13 protein-coding genes are annotated in these 18069 nt (G+C 64.0%); 10 read left to right on the top strand and 3 right to left on the bottom strand.

All coding sequences use genetic code 11. From position 1 onward, the window contains the following. Positions 1-77 precede the first annotated feature (77 nt). Positions 78-1571, bottom strand: coding sequence for an aldehyde dehydrogenase family protein (locus AC5PZ0_RS12995; protein WP_027593454.1), 1494 nt, complete (start codon positions 1569-1571; stop codon positions 78-80). Between the two features lie 547 nt (positions 1572-2118). Between AC5PZ0_RS12995 and peaA the strand changes: the two genes are divergently transcribed. From peaA to AC5PZ0_RS12970, 5 genes are all read left to right on the top strand, one after another. After that, the gene (gene peaA, locus AC5PZ0_RS12990) at positions 2119-3684 is read left to right on the top strand and encodes a quinohemoprotein amine dehydrogenase subunit alpha (RefSeq protein WP_493855136.1); all 1566 of its coding nucleotides are present in this window, start codon (positions 2119-2121) and stop codon (positions 3682-3684) included. A gap of 47 nt (positions 3685-3731) precedes the next feature. Continuing rightward, positions 3732-5162: a quinohemoprotein amine dehydrogenase maturation protein gene (gene peaB / locus AC5PZ0_RS12985; protein ID WP_027593452.1), complete on the top strand. Its 1431-nt coding sequence runs from the start codon at positions 3732-3734 to the stop codon at positions 5160-5162. Between the two features lies 1 nt (position 5163). After that, on the top strand, positions 5164-5487 hold the full coding sequence (qhpC, locus tag AC5PZ0_RS12980; protein ID WP_008091708.1) for a quinohemoprotein amine dehydrogenase subunit gamma: 324 nt from the start codon (positions 5164-5166) through the stop codon (positions 5485-5487). A 32-nt stretch (positions 5488-5519) separates the two neighbouring features. Then, positions 5520-6641 carry a quinohemoprotein amine dehydrogenase subunit beta gene (peaD, locus tag AC5PZ0_RS12975; protein ID WP_027593451.1) on the top strand — a complete coding sequence of 374 codons (1122 nt, stop codon included), beginning with the start codon at positions 5520-5522 and terminating at the stop codon, positions 6639-6641. 131 nt (positions 6642-6772) lie between these two features. Continuing rightward, entirely contained in the window at positions 6773-8446 is a 1674-nt protein-coding gene (locus AC5PZ0_RS12970; RefSeq protein WP_493855135.1) for a fatty acid CoA ligase family protein, read from the top strand. 36 nt (positions 8447-8482) lie between these two features. Here AC5PZ0_RS12970 and uvrA read toward each other — a convergent pair whose 3' ends face one another. Continuing rightward, entirely contained in the window at positions 8483-10999 is a 2517-nt protein-coding gene (uvrA, locus tag AC5PZ0_RS12965; RefSeq protein WP_493855134.1) for an excinuclease ABC subunit UvrA, read from the bottom strand. A 159-nt stretch (positions 11000-11158) separates the two neighbouring features. Here uvrA and AC5PZ0_RS12960 point away from each other — a divergent pair, with 159 nt between their 5' ends. The 5 genes from AC5PZ0_RS12960 to AC5PZ0_RS12940 all read left to right on the top strand — a co-directional run bounded on the left by AC5PZ0_RS12960 (position 11159) and on the right by AC5PZ0_RS12940 (position 17048). Beyond that, positions 11159-11995, top strand: a complete 837-nt coding sequence (locus tag AC5PZ0_RS12960; protein WP_493855133.1) for an RHS repeat-associated core domain-containing protein — start codon at positions 11159-11161, stop codon at positions 11993-11995. Positions 11996-12183: 188 nt separating this feature from the next. Then, positions 12184-13359, top strand: a complete 1176-nt coding sequence (locus AC5PZ0_RS12955; protein ID WP_027593448.1) for a M20 aminoacylase family protein — start codon at positions 12184-12186, stop codon at positions 13357-13359. Between the two features lie 80 nt (positions 13360-13439). Next, positions 13440-14750 carry a citrate-proton symporter gene (locus tag AC5PZ0_RS12950; RefSeq protein ID WP_027593447.1) on the top strand — a complete coding sequence of 437 codons (1311 nt, stop codon included), beginning with the start codon at positions 13440-13442 and terminating at the stop codon, positions 14748-14750. Beyond that, on the top strand, positions 14747-16204 hold the full coding sequence (locus AC5PZ0_RS12945; RefSeq protein WP_493855132.1) for an amidase: 1458 nt from the start codon (positions 14747-14749) through the stop codon (positions 16202-16204). The genes AC5PZ0_RS12950 and AC5PZ0_RS12945 overlap by 4 nt, the downstream gene beginning before the upstream one ends. Before the next feature lie 70 nt (positions 16205-16274). Beyond that, positions 16275-17048 (top strand): IclR family transcriptional regulator, encoded by a 774-nt coding sequence (locus tag AC5PZ0_RS12940; RefSeq protein WP_493855131.1) that lies wholly within the window; start codon positions 16275-16277, stop codon positions 17046-17048. A gap of 61 nt (positions 17049-17109) precedes the next feature. Here the strand turns inward: AC5PZ0_RS12940 and AC5PZ0_RS12935 are convergent, their stop codons facing one another. Then, a complete protein-coding gene (locus AC5PZ0_RS12935) occupies positions 17110-18024 on the bottom strand; it encodes a helix-turn-helix domain-containing protein (RefSeq protein ID WP_493855130.1) in 915 nt (304 codons plus the stop codon). Positions 18025-18069 lie beyond the last annotated feature (45 nt).

Below are 18069 nucleotides of genomic sequence, written 5' to 3'. Positions count from 1 at the left end.
ACAAGGCTGCTCCTACAGGGACCGCGTGCTTTTGTAGGCGCAGCTTTGTGCGGCGAGGAGGCCGGTTTAGGAAAAGATCAGAGCTTGATCAACACTGACTTCAGCTCGGTGTAATACTCGATGGCCGACGCGCCCATCTCGCGGCCGACGCCTGACATCTTGTAGCCACCAAACGGCAACGCCGGGTCGAGTGCGCTGTGGCAGTTGACCCACACCGAGCCCGACTTGATACGCGGGATCATCCGGTGCACCGCCCCCAGGTCGTTCGACCAGATACTCGCCCCTAGCCCGTAGGGGTTGTCGTTGGCCATGCCAATCACTTCGTCGAGGTCATCGAAGGGCATCGCCACCAGCACCGGCCCGAAGATTTCTTCCTGCACCAGGCGATGACGCTGGTCGACATCGACGATCACCGTTGGCTTGACGAAGTAACCTGGCCCGAAACCTTCGCCGCCGCAGGCAATGGTCGCGCCCAGCTCGCGGCCGAGTTCGATGTAGCCGGTGACCCGGTCCTGCTGCTTGGCCGAGATCAACGGGCCCATCTGTACCGAAGGGTCCAGCCCGCTGCCCAGCTTCATGCCATTGGCGATACCGGCGATGTCGGCGATCACGTTGTCGAAGTGCTTGCGGTGCACATACAGCCGGGAGCCTGCGCAGCACACTTGGCCCTGGTTGAAGAAGATAGCCGTGGCAGCGCCGGCAGCGGCTTCCTGCAGGTTGGCGTCGGGCATGACGATGGTCGGCGATTTGCCGCCCAGTTCCAGGGTGACGCGGGTCATGTTGTCCATGGCCGCTTTGCCGATCAGCTTGCCGACCTCGGTGGAGCCGGTGAAGGTCAGCTTGTCGACGCCGGGGTGGCGGCTCAGGGCTGCGCCGGCATTCAGGCCGGTGCCGGTGATCACGTTGAACACGCCTGCCGGGTAGCCGGCTTCCTCGATCAGCTCGGCCAGTTTCAGTGCGGTCAGAGGGGTTTCGTCGGCCGGTTTGAGCACCACGGTGCAGCCCGTGGCCAAGGCTGGGCCCAGCTTCCAGCAGGCCAGCAGCAGCGGGAAGTTCCAGGCGACGATGGCACCCACCACGCCCACCGCCTCGCGGCGGACAAAGCCGTGGAACTGGTCGTTGGGCATCAAAGGCATCGAGGCTTCGACGGTGCTACCCTCGATCTTGGTGGCCCAGCCGGCCATGTAGCGCAGGAAGTCGATGGCCAGTTGCACGTCCATGACCTTGGCCACTGCGGCGCTCTTGCCGTTGTTCAGGCACTCAAGCTCCGCCAACTGTTGCGCGTCACGCTCCATCAGGTCGGCCAGGCGCCACAGCATGTTCTGCCGCTCACGCGGGCGCAGGCGGCTCCAGGGCGAGTCGTCGAAGGCTTGGCGCGCGGCCCGCACGGCGCGGTCGACATCGTCGGCGTCGGCGGCGGGTACTTCGCCCAGCACCTCGCCGGTGGCCGGGTTGCGGAACGACAGGGTGCGACCGCTGGCGGCGTCCTGCCAGTCGGCGCCGATGCGCATTTTCAGTTTGCGTTCGAGGAAGGCGCGGGTGGCGGGCAGGATGGGCAGTTCGGAAAGCATGGGGCGGTGCCTCTTGTCATTGGGTGTGCCGGGCACAGGCGCAATGGGCGTGCCAACCTGAGCAGATGGGGTTAAAACCTTGTAGTTATTGGGTTTTGCCTGAGTGCAAGGTTGTGATTGCGGGCGTGCGCTGTTGCACATTGAGACGGTGTGAGACGGTTGTGGAACAGTGGCTATACAGGCCTCTTCGCGGGGCAAGCCCGCTCCCACAGGGATAGAGCCGAATTCAGGTGCTGCGGCGTTTCGGTGAGATCAAGCCCGCAGGATAGAGCCGAACTCAGCCGCTGCGCCGTTTCGGTGGGAGCGGGCTTGCCCCGCGAATGGCCTGCAGAGCAGGCCCTGTCTCAGGATGAAACACCCTGTCGCGAAATGGCACGCTTCGGCTCTACCCCGGCGTGCCTGCGCAACCACGCGAAACCTACTAAGAGGCTGAAATACAACAACTTTCCAGCAAGTGGCACAGTTTCTGTATCACAACTGTCACATGCACACCTGCTGTACCAAAGCGTGCGAGAACGATAAGAACAACAACCGTGGAGGTCTGACCTTGAAGACGACTCGACTCCGCCGGCATGCGGGCAAACTGGCGCTGGTCGCCGCCGCGCTGCTGAGCACCCAGGCCATGGCGGCCGAGCAGGGCCCTAACCTGTTGCAAACCAAGTGCATGGGGTGCCATATCCCCGAAGGCAACGACACCTACAGCCGTATCAGCCATCAGCGCAAAACGCCGGAAGGCTGGCTGATGAGCATCGCCCGCATGCAGGTCATGCACGGCCTGCAGATCAGCGACGATGACCGGCGCACCCTGGTCAAGTACCTGGCCGACAAGCAGGGGCTGGCGCCCAGCGAGACCGATGGCGTGCGCTACGCCATGGAGCGGCGGCTTAACACCGTCGAACACTTCGACCAACAGCTCAGCGAAACCTGCGGCCGTTGCCACTCCGGTGCCCGCGTTGCCCTGCAGCGTCGCCCGGCCCAGGAATGGGAACACCTGGTCAACTTCCACCTCGGCCAATGGCCGTCTCTCGAATACCAGGCCCAGGCGCGTGACCGCGACTGGCTTGAAATCGCCCTCAAGCAAATGGTGCCGGACCTGGCCAAGCGCTTCCCGCTCGACAGCCCGGCCTGGGCAGAATGGCAACAGGCCAGGCCCAAGGCCGATGCCTTGCCAGGGCAGTGGGCGTTCAGCGGTCACATGCTGGCCAAAGGCGATGTCCGTGGGGTGATGACGGTCAGTGCAGGGGAGGCTGACACCTTCAAGGTCGAGGTCAAAGGCAGCTACGCCGACGGCACGCCGTTCAATGGCAGCGGCTCGGCGATCCTCTACAACGGCTATGAATGGCGCGGCAACGTGAAGGTGGGCGACAGCAACCTGCGCCAGGTATTCGCGGCACTGGATGGCGAAATGAAAGGCCGCATGTACGAGGCCGATCACGACGAGCGCGGCCTGGATTTCAATGCAGTGAAAGATGGCAAGGCACGCCTGCTGGCGGTGCAGCCAGCATTCATCAAGGTGGGCAGCGAAAGCGAGATCACCCTGGTCGGCAGCGGCCTGACGGGCAAGCCGGAACTGGGCGCAGGTGTTGAAGTGACAGAAGTGCTGGAGGCCACCCCGACCCTGGTGCGGGTCAAGGCGCGCGCGGCGGCAGACGCCAAGCCAGGCCAGCGAGACGTTGCAGTGGGCGCACTCAAGGGCGTCAACCTGGCGGTTTACGACAAGGTCGACGAGGTCAAGGTGGTGCCGGCGTTCTCCATTGCCCGCATCGGTGAAAACGGCGCGTCCGTGCCGAAGGTGCAGGGGCGCTTCGAAGCCGAAGCCTGGGGCAAGGACGCCAGCGGCCAGCCGCTGCGCATCGGTTACCTGCCCGCCCAATGGAAGGTCGAGCCGTTCAACGAGCGTGCCGTCGAGGACGAGGACGTCAAGTTCGCCGGGCAGATGCAGGCCGACGGCGTCTTCGTACCCGGCGGTGCGGGGCCTAACCCGGCACGCAAGATGATGACCAACAACGCTGGCAACCTGAAAGTCATCGCCACCCTGGCTGACGGCGGCCAGACCGGCGAGGGCCACATGATCGTCACCGTCCAACGCTGGAACAACCCGCCCTTGCCATAAGGCAGGTGTGAACGCGTTTTCCAACGGATCGATTATCGGAGGTCGCCATGGGCGCACTATTGAACCTGGTCGAACGCAACCTGCACGAAGTGCAGGTGGATGCCGACCGCATGCTGTTCCACATCCCTAGCAGTTCGCTGTTCGCCACCGACGCGGTGACCGGCGGCATCATCGACACCCTGCGCCAGCAAGGCTGCTCCGCCGAGGAGCTGATGCAGCGCCTCGGTCAGCAGTTTGCCGGCGCCGACATCCAGGACACCCTGCGCGAGCTGATCGCCCTGGAAGTGGTCAGCGACGGCTCACCACTGACGCCGGAAATCGCCCTCAAGCAGGTCGAGCGCACGGCGTTAAACACGGTCGTGCTCAACGTCAACACCGGCTGCAACCTCAGCTGTACCTATTGCTACAAGGAAGACCTGGACAAACCCTCTGCCGGCAAGAAGATGAGCACCGCTACCGCCGAGGCCTCGGTGGAGATGCTGCTCAAGGAGTCCCCTGACGAGCAACGCTACAGCGTGGTGTTCTTCGGCGGCGAGCCGTTGTCCAACCGGCCTTTGATCGAGCACATGGTCGCTTACTGCGAGCGGCGTTTCGCCGAGGCCGGCAAGCAGGTGGAGTTCATCATGACCACCAACGCCACCTTGCTCACCGAAGAGATCATCGACTGGCTCAACGCCCACCGTTTCGGGCTGTCGATCAGCATCGACGGGCCGAAGACCGTGCACGACCGCAACCGCATCACCGTGGGCGGGCAGGGCACCTATGACGTGGTGCGGCGCAAGGCCGAGATGCTGCTGTCACGCTATACCAGTCGCCCGGTGGGGGCACGGGTCACCCTGACCCGTGGCATCACCGATGTCGAGACCATCTGGAATCACCTGTTCAACGAGATGGGCTTTGCCGAAGTCGGCTTCGCCCCGGTGACCTCGGGCGACCTGTCGGCATTCAACCTCACCAGCGACGAACTGGTGCAGGTGTTCGCCAACATGAAGGCCTTGGGCCGTCGCTACCTGGAAGCCGCGCTGGAGCACCGCAACATCGGCTTTTCCAACCTGCACCAACTGATCACCGACATCCACGAGGGCCACAAGAAGGCCCTGCCGTGCGGCGCCGGGCTGAAAATGCTGGCGGTAGACCATGAAGGTGAATTGAACCTGTGCCACCGCTTCACCGGCTCCAGCCTGCCGACGTTCGGCAACGTGCACCAAGGTGTGAAGCAGGCCCAGCTCAATGACTTCCTGTCGCAACGCCTGGACCGCAGCAACACCGGCTGCGAGAGCTGCCGTATTCGCAACCTGTGCTCCGGAGGCTGCTACCACGAGAGCTATGCCCGCTACGGCGACCCGCAGCACCCGACCTACCACTACTGCGAGCTGATGCGCGACTGGGTCGACTTCGGCATCGAGGTCTACAGCCGCATCATGGCCGCCAACCCGGCCTTCATCGACCGCTACATCACCCCGCGGAAGGCGCACTGACATGAAGCACTTGAAGCCCCTGAACAACAAGGCGCGCATCCTCGAACAGGCCGCTGCCGAAGACCGTGTCGAAGAAGTCATGGCGATGAGCGCGGTGGCAGGCTGTACCGCCACCACCGACCCGGGTTGGGAAGTGGACGCCTTTGGTGGCGTGAGCTCGCTGTGCCAGCCCATGGAAGCCGACCTTTACGGCTGTTCCGACCCTTGCTGGTGGCCAGCGCAGGTGCCAGACATGATGAGCACCTACCAGGACTGGAACGCCCAGGCGACCAACTCCCAGGACGACTGGCGCAACCTCGGCACCGTGTTCCCGAAAGACAAGTGACCGGCCCAACAAGAATGACAAGGGGAAACCGCATGAAACCTGGACTCTGCGCGCAGCTCGCGCTCACCGTCGCCGCCACGGCCAGCGCCTGGGCGGTACAGGCTGACGACACCGGGCCGGCCTTGAAGGCTGGCCATGAATACCTGATCGTGACCAACTACCCGAACAACCTGCATGTGGTGGATGTGGCCAGCGATGCGCTGTACAAGAGCTGCCGCATGCCCGATGCGTTCGGCCCCGGCACCGCGATGATGGCGCCGGACAACCGTACCGCCTACATCCTCAACAACCACTATGCCGACATCTACGGCATCGACCTGGACACCTGCAAGACCACCTTCCACGCCAACTTGTCCAGCGTGCCTGGGGAAGTCGGCAAGTCGATGTATTCGTTTGCCATCAGCCCTGATGGCAAAGAGGTGTATGCCACCGTCAACCCGACCCAGCGCCTGAACGATCACTATGTGGTCAAGCCGCCGCGCCTGGAGGTGTTCCGCACGGCCGATGGCCTTGATGCGAAGCCTGCGCGTACCTTCCCGATGCCGCGCCAGGTTTACCTGATGCGGGCCGCCGACGATGGCAGCCTGTTCGTGGCGGGCCCGGACATCTACAAGATGGACGTGCAAACCGGCAAGTACGAGGTGGCATTGCCGCTGCGCACCTGGAACCGGCCCGGCTACAGCGCCCCGGATGTGCTGTATTTCTGGCCGCATCAGAGCCCTCGGCACGAGTTCTCGATGCTCTATACGATTGCCAAGTTCAAGGACGAAAAGCAGGACCCAAATACCGCCGAACTGCTCTACGGTTACCTGAGTGTCGACCTGAAAACCGGCAAGACCCACACCCAGGAGTTCGCCGACCTGACCGAGCTGTACTTCACCGGGTTGCGCTCGCCGAAGGACCCGAACCAGATCTACGGCGTGCTCAACCGCCTGGCGCGGTATGACATCAAGGAACGCAAGTTGATCAAGGCGGCTAACCTTGAACACACCTACTACTGCGTGACCTTCGACAAGAAGGGCGACAAGCTGTACCTGGGCGGCACCTTCAATGACCTGGCGGTGTTCGACCCCGAAACGCTGCAGAAGGTGAAGAACATCAAGCTGCCGGGTGGGGACATGTCGACCACTACGCCGCAGGTGTTTATCCGCTAGATACAGGGTGAACTTACCGGCCTCTTCGCAGCACAAGGCTGCTCCTACAGGCTACCGCGTTCCACTGTAGGAGCAGCCTTGTGCTGCGAAGAGGCCGGTTCAAACAACACAAGAACAACAAGAGAACGCCCATGCCCCAGCCAAGCCACTCCCAGGGCAACCAGGACAAACCCCTGCTTACCCACTGCATAGGCGACGCCTTCGACACCACCGTGGCCCGCTTTCCCGACCGCGAAGCCCTGGTGGTCCGCCACCAGGCCTTGCGCTACACCTGGCGGCAACTGGCCGAGGCGGTCGACCAGCACGCGCGCGCCCTCATGGCATTGGGCGTGCAAGCCGGCGACCGCCTGGGCATCTGGGCGCCCAACTGTGCCGAGTGGTGCATCACCCAGTTCGCCAGCGCCAAAGTCGGAGCGATCCTGGTCAACATCAACCCAGCCTACCGCGCAAGCGAGCTGGACTACGCCCTGGGCCAGGCGGGTTGCCGCTGGGTGATCTGCGCCGATGCCTTCAAGACCTCCGACTACCATGCCATGCTGCTGGGCCTGATCCCGGGCCTTGCCGAGGGCCACCCGGGCGCACTGGCCTGTGAGCGGTTCCCCGAATTGCGCGGGGTCGTGAGCCTGGCCGCCTCACCGCCACCGGGCTTTCTCGCCTGGCATGCCCTGCAGGCCCGCGCCGACGCCATCAGCGCCGAGGCGTTGGCCACCCGCCAGGGGCAACTGCACTGTGACGACCCGATCAACATCCAGTACACCTCCGGCACCACCGGCTTTCCCAAGGGTGCCACGCTGAGCCACAGCAACATCCTCAACAACGGCTACATGGTGGGCGAAAGCCTGGGCTTGACCGAGCACGATCGGCTGGTGGTGCCGGTGCCGCTGTACCACTGTTTCGGCATGGTCATGGCCAACCTGGGTTGCATGACCCATGGCAGCACGTTGATTTACCCCAACGACGCCTTCGACCCACTCGCCACGTTGCGCGCAGTGGCCGAGGAAAAGGCCACCGCGCTGTACGGCGTGCCCACCATGTTCATCGCCGAACTGGACCACCCGCAACGCAGCGACTTCGACCTGTCGAGCCTGCGCACCGGCATCATGGCCGGCGCGACCTGCCCGATCGAAGTGATGCGACGGGTCATCGACGAGATGCACATGGCCGAGGTACAGATCGCGTACGGCATGACTGAAACCAGCCCAGTGTCCTTGCAGACCGGTGCCAATGACGACCTGGAGCGCCGCGTGACCAGCGTCGGCCGCACCCAGCCACGGTTGGAGAACAAAGTCATCGATACCGATGGCCGCACAGTGCCGCGTGGTGAAATCGGCGAACTGTGCACCCGCGGCTACAGCGTAATGCTGGGGTACTGGAACAACCCCAAGGCCACGGCCGAGAGCATCGATGCCGAGGGCTGGATGCACACCGGTGACCTGGCGGTAATGGACGAGCAGGGCTATGTGCGCATCGTCGGGCGCAGCAAGGACATGATCATTCGGGGCGGCGAGAACATCTACCCACGTGAGCTGGAAGAGTTCTTCTTCACCCATCCAGCGGTGGCCGATGTGCAGGTAATTGGTGTGCCCTGCAGCAAGTATGGCGAGGAGATCGTCGCCTGGGTGCGCTTGCACCCGGGGCATGCAGCCACTGAAGACGAGCTGCGTGACTGGGCGCGGGCGCGGATTGCGCACTTCAAGGTGCCGCGCTATTTCCGCTTCGTCGATGAGTTCCCGATGACGGTGACCGGCAAGGTGCAGAAGTTTCGCATGCGCGAGATCAGCATCGCGGAACTGTCGGCGGGGTAATGGCATGGGCACCGGCGAGGCCGGTGCCCAGCACCGCTACAACGCCTTGGCCAGGAAGCTGGCGGTACGGCTTTCAACGCACCCGGCGACGGCCTGCGGTGTGCCACTGGCCACGACCTTGCCCCCCGCATCCCCAGCCCCCGGCCCGATATCGATCACCCAGTCGCTTTGCGCCACCACGCGCATGTCATGTTCGACCACCACCACGCTATGCCCGGCATCCACCAGACGGTTGAGTTGTACCAACAACCGGTCGATATCCTGGGGATGCAGCCCGTTGGTGGGTTCATCCAGTACATACAACGTCGCCCCGCGCGCCGTGCGCTGCAACTCGGTGGCCAGCTTGATGCGTTGCGCTTCACCGCCAGACAGCTCCGTAGCCGGTTGGCCCAGGCGCAGGTAACCCAGGCCGATATCCTGCAGCACTTGCAGGCTGCGCCGTACTGACGGCTGTTCGGCGAACACCGCCAGGGCGTGTTCAACGGTCAGTTGCAGCACCTGGGCGATGTTCATCCCTTGCCAGGTCACCGCCAGTGTCTCGGGGTTGTAGCGGGCACCGTGGCAGGTTGGGCAGGGCGCGTAGACACTGGGCATGAACAACAGCTCGACGCTGACAAACCCTTCGCCCTCGCAGGTTGCACAACGGCCCTTGGCGACGTTGAAGGAGAAACGCCCGGCATCGAAGCCTTGCGCCTTGGCGTGGTCGGTGGCAGCAAACAGTTTGCGCACGGCGTCGAACAGGCCGGTGTAGGTGGCCAGGTTGGAGCGGGGTGTACGGCCGATGGGTTTCTGATCGACCTGCACCAGGCGCTTGATGCTGCCCAGCCCTGCCTTTACCCGGCCGCTGCTGGTTTGTTCGGGGTCGTCCTCCAGGCTCTGTTCTTCGCGCTCGGCAGGCTGTTCGGCATGGCCCAGGTGCGCGCCGACCAGCTCCAGCAGCGCCTGGCTGACCAGGCTGGATTTGCCCGAACCGGAAATACCCGTCACGGCGGTGAAGCACCCCAACGGGAACTGAGCGCTGAGGTTGTCGAGGTTGTTACGGGTGATGCCTTCCAGCGCGAGCCAATCCTGCGCCTGGCGCGGTGTGCGAACGGCCTGGGCGTGCTCGCCGAACAGGTAGGCGCGGGTGCACGATTGCTCGACCCGGGCGAGCCCCTCGGGCGGGCCGCTGTAAAGGATGGTGCCGCCGTGTTCGCCGGCGGCAGGGCCAACATCCACCAACCAGTCGGCGCGGCGCATGGTGTCGAGGTCGTGCTCCACCACATAGACCGAGTTGCCGGCCTGTTTCAGGCGCTGCAAGGCCACGAACAAGGCCTCGCTGTCGGCAGGATGCAAGCCGGCCGATGGCTCGTCGAGCACATAGATCACGCCGAACAGTTGCGAGTTGAGCTGGGTGGCCAGGCGCAGCCGCTGCAGCTCGCCTGAGGACAGGCTCGGGGTACTGCGCTCCAGGGCCAGGTAGCCCAGCCCGAGGTCGAGCAGGGTGTCGATGCGCTCCAGCAACTCATGGGCGATACGTTGGGCGGCCAGGCGTTTTTCCAGGGTCAGGCCGTCCTGGTTCTGTTTCAGGTAGGCCGGCGCCGCCACCGTGCGGAACACCTCGGCCAGCGCCTGCAACGAGAGGTGCGACAGCTCGGCGATGTCCAGGCCTGCGAAGGTCACGCTCAGCGCTTCGCGCTTGAGGCGTTTGCCCGCGCACAGCGGGCAGGGGCTTGGGCGCATGAACTGCGACACGCGCTTGCGCATCTGCGCGCTTTGCGAGTGCATGAAGGTGTGCAGTACGTAGCGCCGGGCGCCGCTGAACGTGCCCTGGTAGCTGGGCTCCTGCTTGCGCTTGAGGGCGGCGCGGGTTTGCGCCGGGGTCAGGCCGGCGTACACCGGGGCGGTGGGGGTTTCTTCGGTGAACAAGATCCAGTCGCGCTGCGCTTGTGGCAAGTCGCGCCAGGGAATATCGACGTCATAGCCCAGGGTTACCAGGATGTCGCGCAGGTTCTGGCCCTGCCAGGCCATGGGCCAGGCCGCCACCGCGCGCTCGCGGATGGTCAGTGAAGGGTCCGGGACCAGGGTTGCCTCGGTCACTTCATAGACGCGGCCCAGGCCGTGGCATTCGGGGCAGGCGCCCTGGGGGGTGTTGGGCGAGAAGTCTTCGGCATACAGCATCGCGTGCCCGGCTGGGTAATGGCCGGCGCGCGAGTAAAGCATGCGGATCGAGCTGGACAGCGTCGTCACGCTGCCCACTGAGGACCGCGCGCTGGGCGTGCCGCGTTGCTGTTGCAGGGCCACCGCTGGCGGCAGGCCTTCGATGGCGTCCACATCGGGCACGCCAACCTGGTCGATCAGGCGCCGGGCATAGGGCGCGACGGATTCGAAGTAGCGGCGCTGGGCTTCGGCATACAGGGTGGAGAAGGCCAGCGAAGACTTGCCAGAGCCCGATACGCCGGTGAACACCACCAGCGCGTCGCGGGGGATATCGACATCGATGTTCTTGAGGTTGTGCTCGCGGGCGCCACGGACGCGGACGAAACCGTTTGGGGTGGTTTGGCTTGGGGGCATGACGCAGTCCTAGGCTGTGGCTGAACGGTGCGCCAAAGGTACCAGTAACAGCAAAGACAGTGCCCGGGAAATGATTCCCTTCAGTAGTTCTGGGAGTTATGTACGCCAATTCATATGAATAGCCTGGCCCTCTAAACACAGGTTGAGCAGGCTCGAAACATGCAAACAACGTCACTATCACCCAATGATAAGCAACCCTCGCTCCGGATGTTCAGGGCCCCCCCATTACGGGCTTATGCGCCCTATGGTTATCACGTGGGCAGGGGCGGCCCACGCTTAGCGTTTGTCGGAGAACCGAATGCGCTACTGCCAAAGGGTTATCTGATTGGCAACGGCAAGCGTGCCTATGGTACAGGGCTGATGCGCTTTTACAGCCCGGATGCTTTTAGCCCTTTCGGCCGAGGTGGGCTCAATGCCTACGCGTACTGCTTGGGGGATCCTATCAACAATGTCGACCGTGACGGCCATTCCGCTACGCGCATACTCGGCCAGGGGACAGGCTTGGTATGGGGAACTGTGGGTATGTTGTCTGCGTTGAATAAAGCCTCGAAAACTATCGTCAGAAGATCGGTTGCCAAGGCCCAAGGGAGGCCTGTGCCACCGGAATACGATGCATCGAGCCGCACTAACAATGCATTGATATTCAATGGAGGGTTGGTGAGTACGTTGACAAAAGTCCCTGGCGTTGCGATGGCCTATGCATTTCCAATGGGTTCGATAGCGAGTGAGGCATCCACGCTAGTCGGCATAGGGGCTGCATCCGTGGCAGGTGTGGGCAAGTTGAGACAGTTGCACACCGATTTAACGTCGACGATTCAAGAGGCCACGGCGAACAGGCTCCCACTGCCTGAGCTGTTCTGGGAGTCACTGAAAGAAGCTGCTGGCTGGAATCGCATGCGTGGTCAAGAGTCGGCAATCCTTAGCCCCATGCCAGAGAAGGTCCTGTTGGTACAAATCAAAACAGTGAGGGGCGGCGCTCAATCTCCTAGGCGCTGAAGATCTCACCCCGTACCCCTGGCGGCCCGCATGCAATCCCTCATGCCCAGTTCCACCCTGTGGAACCACATTCGATTGTGCTCCCCCCATCACTCGCGTTTATCTGTCAGCCAACACGACCTGCCTTCCCCGTCGTGATCTCAACGCGAACAACAAGAACGGGAATTACCCGCGCAAGGAGATTCCGCATGTCTCGACATCAACACATCCTGGCCTGGCTCAATGACGTGGCCAGCGACCTGCACGCCATCCGTCACGACATCCATGCACACCCGGAACTGGGTTTTGAAGAAAACCGCACCTCAGCGCTGGTGGCCCGGCTGCTGCAAGCGTGGGGCTACGAGGTTCACACCGGTATCGGCAAGACCGGCGTGGTGGGGGTGCTGCGCAACGGCAGCAGCCCACGCAAGCTGGGGCTGCGCGCCGACATGGACGCGCTGCCGATCCATGAGGCCACCGGCGCGGCCTACAGCAGCCGGCACCAAGGCTGCATGCACGCCTGCGGCCATGACGGCCACACCACCATGCTGCTGGGCGCTGCGCGTTACCTGGCGGCGACCCGGCAGTTCGATGGCACGCTGACGCTGATCTTCCAACCCGCCGAAGAGGGCCAGGGCGGCGCCGAGGCGATGCTCGCCGACGGCTTGCTGGAGCGCTTCCCCTGTGATGCCCTGTTCGGCATGCACAACATGCCGGGGCTGCCGGCAGGGCACCTGGGCTTTCGCGAGGGGCCGATGATGGCCTCGCAGGATTTGCTCAGCGTAACCCTTGAAGGCGTAGGCGGGCATGGCTCGATGCCGCACCTGACCGTCGACCCGCTGGTGGCAGCGGCCAGTGTGGTGATGGCGTTGCAGACGGTGGTGGCGCGCAATATCGATGCCCAGGAAGCCGCGGTGGTTACTGTGGGGGCACTGCAGGCGGGCGAGGCGGCCAACGTGATTCCGCAGCAGGCAGTGCTGCGCCTCAGCCTGCGGGCGTTGAATGCCGAAGTGCGGGCGCAGACCCTGGCGCGGGTACGCGCGATCATCGTTAGCCAAGCCGAGAGTTTTGGCTGCAGCGCCAGCATCGAACACCGGCCGGCGTACCCGGTACTGGTCAACCATGCCGCAGAGAACGCCTTCGCCCAACAAGTGGGCGAGGAACTGCTCGGTGCCGACGCGGTGGACGGCAACACCCGCAAATTGATGGGCAGCGAGGATTTCGCCTGGATGCTGCAACGTTGCCCAGGCGCCTACCTGTTCATCGGCAATGGCTTGTCACGGCCGATGGTGCACAACCCGGCCTATGACTTCAACGACGACATTCTGCTGACCGGCGCTGCTTATTGGGGCGCGCTTGCCGAGCGCTGGCTCGAACCCGCCTGACCTTTCTTTGACGACTGCCGCTGGAACCTGGGCGCGGCTGTGCCTGGGTCATCACCCAACAGATGAATGGAGTGTTCCCTATGCAGACTTCGAGCACAGGCGTGTCGCGTACCCGGCAGGTGGTCGCTGCCGTCATCGGCAATGCGCTGGAGTGGTATGACTTTATCGTGTACGGCTTCCTGGCGAGCATCATCGCCCGGCAGTTCTTCCCCTCCGACGACGAATACGCCTCGCTGCTGATGGCCCTGGCCACCTTTGGTGTGGGCTTTTTCATGCGCCCGGTGGGCGGCGTGCTGCTGGGCATGTACGCCGACCGCAAAGGCCGCAAGGCGGCCATGCAGATGATCATCCGCCTGATGACCGTGTCCATCGCCATGATCGCCTTTGCGCCCAACTACCTCGCCATCGGCATGGGCGCACCGTTGCTGATCGTGGTGGCGCGCATGCTCCAGGGCTTCGCTACAGGGGGCGAATACGCCAGCGCAACGGCGTTTCTGGTAGAAAGCGCACCCGCCCATCGCAAAGGCCTGTATGGCTCCTGGCAACTGGTGGGGCAGTGCCTGGCGGTGTTCTCGGGGGCGGCGATGGTGGCGTTGGTGACGCACCTGTGCACGCCAGAGGCGCTAGACAGCTGGGGCTGGCGAATCCCGTTCGTGCTTGGCCTGCTGATTGGCCCGGTGGGGCTGTGGATTCGCAAGCACATGGAAGAACCCGAAGAGTTCCTCGAGGCGCGTAAACAGGCCAAGGGCCAGGCGCCGGGCCTGTGGCAGGTACTGCGTGAACACCGCCGCAGCCTGCTGGTGTCGATGGGCCTGGCGTGTGGCGCCACGGTATCGTTCTACGTGGTGCTGGTGAACATGCCGACCTTCGCCCACAAGAACCTCGGGTTGCCGCTGGACCAGGTATTGCTGGTGCAGATGCTTGCGGTGGGGCTGATGACCGTGGTCATCCCGCTGGCGGGGGCCTTGTCTGACCGGCTGGGCCGGCGCCCGGTACTGATGGCCTTCACCCTGGCCTTCTTCGTGATGGTCTATCCGCTGTACGTGTGGGTGGCGGCGGCGCCATCGATCGAGCGCCTGCTGGTGATGCAGCTGCTGCTGTGCACCGCCATCGGCGGGTTCTTTGGCCCGGCGCCGACTGCCCTGGCCGAGCAGTTCCCGGTCGAGGTGCGTTCGACCGGGGTATCGGTGGCCTACAACGTGGCGGTGATGGTGTTCGGCGGCTTTGCGCCGCTGATCGTTACCTGGCTGAGCAAAGCCCTGAACACGCCGGTGGCGCCGTCGTTCTATGTACTGTTCGCTTGCCTGCTGACGCTGTTGGGCACCTACTGCCTGAAAGAAGCGCCGCGTGCGGGTAAAGCTGTCGCGTTCAACCTTGGAGTGAAACCGTGAAGCCGCTAGCCATCGACCCAATCGTAGCGCTGGATGCCGAGGCGTTGTCCCGCGCAATTCATGCCCGCCAAGTATCGTGCCGTGAGGTGATGCTGGCGTACCTCGCCCATATCGAGCGTTTCAATCCGCAGGTCAATGCGCTGGTGTCGCTGCGTTCGGTCGAGGCGCTGCTGGCCGAAGCCGATGAGCGCGACGGTGAGCTGGCGCGGGGGCAGTCAAGGGGCTGGATGCATGGCATGCCACAGGCAATCAAGGACTTGGCTGCCACGGCCGGGCTGCGCACCACCCTGGGCTCGCCGCTGTTCGCCGAGCAGGTGCCCGAGCACGATGCGGTCAGCGTGGCGCGGGTCAGGGCCAGTGGGGCGATCATCGTCGGCAAGAGCAACGTGCCGGAGTTCGGCCTGGGCTCGCAGAGCTACAACACCTTGTTCGGCACCACCCTCAATGCCTACGACCCAAGCCGGGTGGCCGGTGGCAGCAGTGGCGGGGCCGCCGCGGCCTTGGCCCTGCGATTGCTACCGGTGGCCGATGGCAGCGACATGATGGGCTCGCTGCGCAACCCGGCGGCGTTCAACAATGTGTTCGGCCTGCGCCCGTCCCAGGGCCGGGTGCCGCATGGGCCGGCGCCGGAGGTGTTCCTGCAGCAACTGGCCACTGAAGGGCCGATGGGGCGCAGCGTGGTCGATGTCGCGCGGTTGTTGACGACCCAGGCAGGCTTCGATGCACGGGTGCCGTTGTCGCTGAGTGGCGGCAAGGTTGATTTCGCTGAAGGGTTGCAGCGCGACTTCAAGGGCGCGCGGCTGGGCTGGCTGGGCGATTATGACGGCTACCTGCCGATGGAGGACGGGGTGCTGAGCTTGTGCGAGTCGGCCCTGGCGGATTTTGCCGAGCTGGGCTGCCAGGTCGAGGCCTGCCAGCCGGCCTTTGACTTGGCGCGCCTCTGGCAATGCTGGCTGACCCACCGTCACTTCCTGGTGCACGGCACCCTCGGCGCGGCCTATGCCGACCCCGGCAAACGTGCCCTGCTCAAGCCTGAAGCACAGTGGGAAGTCGAGGGCGGTTTGCACCTGAGCGCGGCGCAGGTGTACCAGGCTTCGATAGACCGCAGTGCGTGGTACCAGGCCCTCGGCAGGTTGTTCGAGCGTTACGATTTCCTGCTGTTGCCTTCGGCCCAAGTGTTCCCTTTCGATGCACAGCAGGCGTGGCCGAAGGCAGTCGCAGGGCGAACGATGGACACGTATCACCGCTGGATGGAGGTGGTAATCGGGCCGACCTTGGCAGGGCTGCCGAGCATCAGTGTACCGGTGGGCTTCAGTGCCATGGGGTTGCCGATGGGCCTGCAAATCATTGGCCCAGCCCAGGCGGACCACGCGGTGTTGCAACTGGCCCATGCCCATGAGCAACTGACCCGCTGGGTCGAACGACGGCCGCCGCCGTGCTTGCAACTTCCGTAAAGGCTCTGGGCAGGCGCGGTTCTTGCTGTGCATGATGACCAACCCGCCAAGTGACAGGGAGGTCAGACACATGGGCAACATGACAGACAGTGGCGGCGTACGCTCGGTGGAGCGGGCGCTGGCCATCGTCGACTTGCTGGGCGAACACCAGGCATTGGGGCTTGAAGAACTGCACTACCTGACATCGCTGCCCAAGGCCACGGTCTCGCGTATGCTCGCCACCTTGCAGGAGCAGGGGTGGGTCTACCGGGGCTTGAGCGACCGGCGCTATCGACTGTGTGCTCGGCGCCTGTTCGGCGACCGCCAACTGCGCTTCAAGCGGCGCCTGGTGGAGCAGGCGGCGCCTTGGCTGCTTGAGCTGAGTGAACGCACCGGGCTGGTGGCAGACCTGTCGTGCTTCGATGGCGAGCGGCTGGAGGTGATGGAAAGCGCCATCCCTCAGGTGTTGCGCAAGCGCTACCCGAACAACTGCCAGATCGTCGGCCACCATGCCAGCCTGTTCCATTCGGCGATGGGGCGCGCGTGCCTGGGGGAGCTGGACGGCGACGAAGTGCAGCGCTTGGCCAGCCATCAACGGTTGGGTGATGACAGCCTGTTGCGCGATATCGAGGAGGATGCGCACAAGGGCTTTGGCCAGCGTACCGAGGGGCATTGGGAATACCCGGTGCGGTTGCCATTTCTGATCCGGGCGATCGCCTTGCCGGTGCGGGTCGAGGGGCAACTGGCGGGCAGCATCGCCTTGCATTGGCCGGTGGACCAGGCGCCGGTGGAGCGAGTGTTGAGCCTGCACCTGGACCGATTGGCGGCGACAGTGGGCCAGGTGCAGCATGCGCTAGAGGCTTGAAGAAACCTGTACTGGCCTCTTCGCGGGCAAGCCCGCTCCCACAGGGTGGAGACTCGCTGAATTAGCAGGGAGCCTGTGGGAGCGGGCTTGCCCGCGAAGGGGCCAACGCGGCCTCGCGAAACTCGCTCGGGCTCACCCCCGAGTGCTTGCGAAAAAACCGGCTGAAATACCCCACATCGACAAACCCCAGGTCATGGGCAATCTCTTTCACGCTGAGGCTTGAATGCCCCAGCGCCCGTTTGGCCTCCAGCACCAACCGGGCATTGATGACATTCATCGGGGTCATGCCCAGGTGTTCCTGGCACAGCCGCCCCAGCGTGGCCAACGTCAGCCCGAGTTCAGCGGCATAAGCCCCCAACGACCAATGCTCGCGAAAGTGCATGTCCACCAGTTCGCGGAACCCGGTCAGTTGCTGGCTGCGCCTGGACGGTGGGCGACGCCCGTTACCACTGGCCTGTGGTTCGTGGCGCAGCACCTGGATCAGCAGCGTCAGCAACAGTGACATGCTGCTGGCCACATGCTCGCGAGCGCGGTTGTGGTATTCCTCGTGCAGGGCGCGGCACAACGGCAGCAGGGGGTCTTCGTCGGCTTCCCAGCGGGGCAGGGCGATCACCTGGGGTTTGCGGACCGTTGCCAGCAGGTTCGGCGCCAGTACCTGGGTGATGCTTTCCAGCGGGTGCTGCGCCGCCGTGATCACCTGGCCCTCGACCGCACCGGCCCAGTGGAAGCCATGCACCACCTGCGCCGGCACGTACACCACGCAGGGCGCCTGGGCCTGCACGCGGTCACTGTCGAACAGCACTTCACCGCCGCCGCGTTGCAGGTACAGCAACTGCAGTAAACCTTCGTGACGGTGCGCAGCGATCTCCCAGTTGTGGGCACCGGAGCGTTTGGAAATCGACTCCACATGCAGCGACTCGTGCCACACCGGCTGTGCAGTCTCACCGTACAGGGCGTAATTGGGGATCTTGTTCATGGTGTTGTAATTGTTTTGATCGGTACCCGGCTACTGTGCCACAGC

This window comes from Pseudomonas sp. 5.2 (assembly GCF_059025405.1).
This window is presented reverse-complemented; position numbering and strand designations above follow the sequence as displayed.